We start from the raw sequence: 3,133 nt of genomic DNA on the forward strand, positions 1-3,133 counted from the left end.
AGAGGGGCTGGCGAAGTTGACCAGGGGATGTCTATTGAGGCGCCGCCAAACGAAAGGGCCGGAAACAGATGAGCAACTCCTAATGGCGATCGAAAGCCAGTCCTTTACTCCGCCCGTGAATACGTCGACAGAAGACTTGACCCCAAGCTTCCTTACGCTCCTCACAGGGTACCCTATGAGCGTGAGATACCCTGCTGGTTATTTCTTCGTTACACAGTTATGATTCTGGAGCATATACGGTGCACCACCCCTGAGGGCTGACACTGCCTTGTACAACTTTACATTCACCATTAGCGTCTTGTGTTTCTCCAGGAATGAACTGTATGCAATTACTGCATTTTTCATTTCCATTTGGCTTATCTTGATACTTCACTTGCGCTTTGGATGCTTTGGCTGCTTCGGTCTTGTTTGTTAACCCCCAAATAAATGGTGTAGCGGCACCAAAGGCCACAAACTTGATTAACTCACGACGCGAGAATTTTTTTTGACGATAATTCATAGCCCCTCCTCGTACTCTGTTAAACAAAAATACAATAACGACTAAGCTTATCTCTTGACTATTCGGGGGTTTTTCTACTGCTGTCTCATAGTCAAACCCGCATTTCCATTCTAGCCCTTTTCTTTTTGTTGTAAAGTGTTTATGTTTGCTGCCAGAACGCGTGCAACGGCCAGTAGCGTCAGTTTTTATTATGCAAAGCGATTTGTTAGTGGTGATCAGAGTGTCTGACTTGATCCCGCGCTTGTGCACCAGCCGACTGACGTTAAATTACGGTTATTGGGAAAAGTGAGATTCCACGATTTCCAGTTTCGTGAATAATGAACATGTGCCCCGGCAAGCATCTATCATCGATTTTATGCTACGCAAGCGCATCCTCCCGTTTGGCGAGCCGTGGAAGTGGCGCGGCAATCCAGCTCAACATCAACCTGGACCGTTCTGCCGGCAACAGTTTTTCAGTGCGCATCCACAATTGTGCGCCATGCGGCCAGTTTCTGGGGAAATGTCATAGAAGCGTTCGCCGGGCTGGTCGAGGGCAGGCGGGTCGTGCTGGCAGGGCAGGGGATGGCGGGCAATACGAGTTGCTTGAAAGCCGACTCGGCCTTACTGCCATTGAAATAGATATGCCTGATTGCGGGGTGGGTCTGGAAAAAAGCGCCAAAATCATTCGTGACCTGGCTGGCTGCAACGATGTTCGCATCCAGGCTGCCGTGGCGTTCGCAGGCATGCAGGACATCCCACAGGGCGATGCCGGCCGTTTGCAGCGCCTGCTTTCTCAGTGGATAGGGCGCATCAGGCGTAAACCCGAGCAGCTCGGCCATGATGCGCCAGAATGCGTTCTGCCGGTGGGCGTAATATTGGTCGGCAGCGAGCGAGGCGAGGCTCGGCATGCTGCCGAGGATCAGGATCTCGGCCCGGGCATTCTCTATCGGCGGAAAACCGTGAATCCGGGCCACGCCAGATTTTTCTCCTCTCGCTGCTGAGTCCTGCACTTACTGTTTGCGCTGTATGATCCTGGCTGCCGTGTTTGGTCCTGAGGCATCGAGCGCCGCTTCGAGTGGGTCCGAAACTTTCACCAGAGCGCCCTGGCCGAAACCGATGTCGCCTTCCTCAACGGGCCGGCAGGCTCTCGCTTGCTTGATCTCATCTCCGACATGCTCGCAGACCGCGGCATACAGCGTGCGTACCCAAGCCATTTCATCTGCAGGCACAACACGGCTTCTTGCCATCGGGCTTTTGACACGTCCGCCGCTTTCAGTCCGGGTATAGGCGATACTGCGCTGGGTTGTGTTGACTTCCACATCAATCCGGTAAAGCGTTTTGCGTCCGCCAGCAAGCGGGGTTTCCTTAAGAAAAGTGCGTTCTCCTGACTGGACATAACCCTGGGCTGCCAGTTTCTCGGAAATTTTCTCGGGTGCTGTGCTGAGCGAGATACCCGCTATTTCCAGATTCAACAAAGCCGACGAATTGCTCGACACGGTCTCGGGCGCAGCTGCACCCGATGACGGGACGTGGCATGATAAACCGACGACAAGCAGCGATAGTGACCAGAAATGACGGTATTTTGCACAAAAATTGCTTGATACGGATACTAGTGGGTGTGACATTTCAACTGGACTGGACATTGTAGTAACTCCTTACTGAAAACCTGAATCGATTTGACATTTATGTCAATCAATCATTCCTGGTCACTTTTCGATAAACGTGCCATTTTTCCGGGAAATAGAGTGGAATGAATGTTCAGGCCATTTGTCACAGTGTAACCGATAAAACCGGGATAAGAAACCAAAGGAAACCAAAGGGGTCAGATTAGATTGATTTATTATAATTGCCAAGATAAACTGTAGCCTCCTTGAATAGACAGACAACCAATCAATGGCACGCCTCCCCCGTTTGGTGATTCCCGGCCAACCGCAACATGTGATCCAGCGTGGTAATAATCGCCAGGAAATCTTTTTCGTGGACGAGGATTATCAGTTCTTTCTGCAAAAGCTTCAGGCGGCCGGAAAAAAGCACAGTTGCGATATCCATGCCTATGTTCTGATGACCAATCATGTGCATTTGCTGGTGACGCCGCGTGCCGGGGATGGCATCGGCAAGCTGATGCAAATGCTGGGCCGGTATTATGTTCAGTATTTCAACCATCGTTACAAACGCAGTGGGACTTTATGGGAGGGGCGTTATAAAGCCACGCTGATCGACAGCGAACAGTATCTATTCACCTGCATGCGCTATATCGAACTGAATCCGCTACGCGCCGGCATGGTCACGCATCCAGCGGATTATCCATGGTCAAGTTACCGGCATAACGCATTAGGTCAACCCGATGGGGTGATTACGCCACAACGGGAATATCGTCGGCTGGGCAAAACGGGTGCACAGCGGCAAAGCGCCTATCGGCAAATGTTCGAGACGCAGCTTGCGGAAAAAACGCTTGATGAAATACGCGCGGCAACCAATAAAGCCTGGGTGCTAGGCAGTGATCCATTCAAGGCCAGAATTGCGCGGAGACTGAAGCGGCGCGTCTCGCCCGTGCCAAGGGGCGGAGATCGTAAATCGGAAGATTATCGACGGAAAACCGGGATCAAACAAGTCTGACCCTTCGATTGCTTCGATTGTGGGATCGCACCCATTCAA

4 protein-coding genes are annotated in these 3,133 nt (G+C 51.5%); 1 reads left to right on the top strand and 3 read right to left on the bottom strand.

Annotated elements, in window-relative coordinates:
• Window positions 1-217: 217 nt before the first annotated feature.
• The 3 genes from ABTW62_RS13715 to ABTW62_RS13725 all read right to left on the bottom strand — a co-directional run bounded on the left by ABTW62_RS13715 (window position 218) and on the right by ABTW62_RS13725 (window position 2,103).
• Window positions 218-499, bottom strand: coding sequence for a high-potential iron-sulfur protein (locus tag ABTW62_RS13715; protein WP_430905134.1), 282 nt, complete (start codon window positions 497-499; stop codon window positions 218-220).
• A gap of 452 nt (window positions 500-951) precedes the next feature.
• Window positions 952-1,488 (bottom strand): DNA-deoxyinosine glycosylase, encoded by a 537-nt coding sequence (locus ABTW62_RS13720; RefSeq protein WP_430905135.1) that lies wholly within the window; start codon window positions 1,486-1,488, stop codon window positions 952-954.
• Window positions 1,489-2,103 (bottom strand): hypothetical protein, encoded by a 615-nt coding sequence (locus ABTW62_RS13725; protein WP_430905136.1) that lies wholly within the window; start codon window positions 2,101-2,103, stop codon window positions 1,489-1,491.
• A 268-nt stretch (window positions 2,104-2,371) separates the two neighbouring features.
• Between ABTW62_RS13725 and ABTW62_RS13730 the strand changes: the two genes are divergently transcribed.
• Window positions 2,372-3,094 carry an REP-associated tyrosine transposase gene (locus ABTW62_RS13730; RefSeq protein WP_430905137.1) on the top strand — a complete coding sequence of 241 codons (723 nt, stop codon included), beginning with the start codon at window positions 2,372-2,374 and terminating at the stop codon, window positions 3,092-3,094.
• The last annotated feature ends 39 nt before the right edge of the window (window positions 3,095-3,133 follow it).

The sequence above is a fragment of the Nitrosomonas sp. ANs5 genome (genome assembly GCF_050584665.1).
Lineage (GTDB): Bacteria > Pseudomonadota > Gammaproteobacteria > Burkholderiales > Nitrosomonadaceae > Nitrosomonas.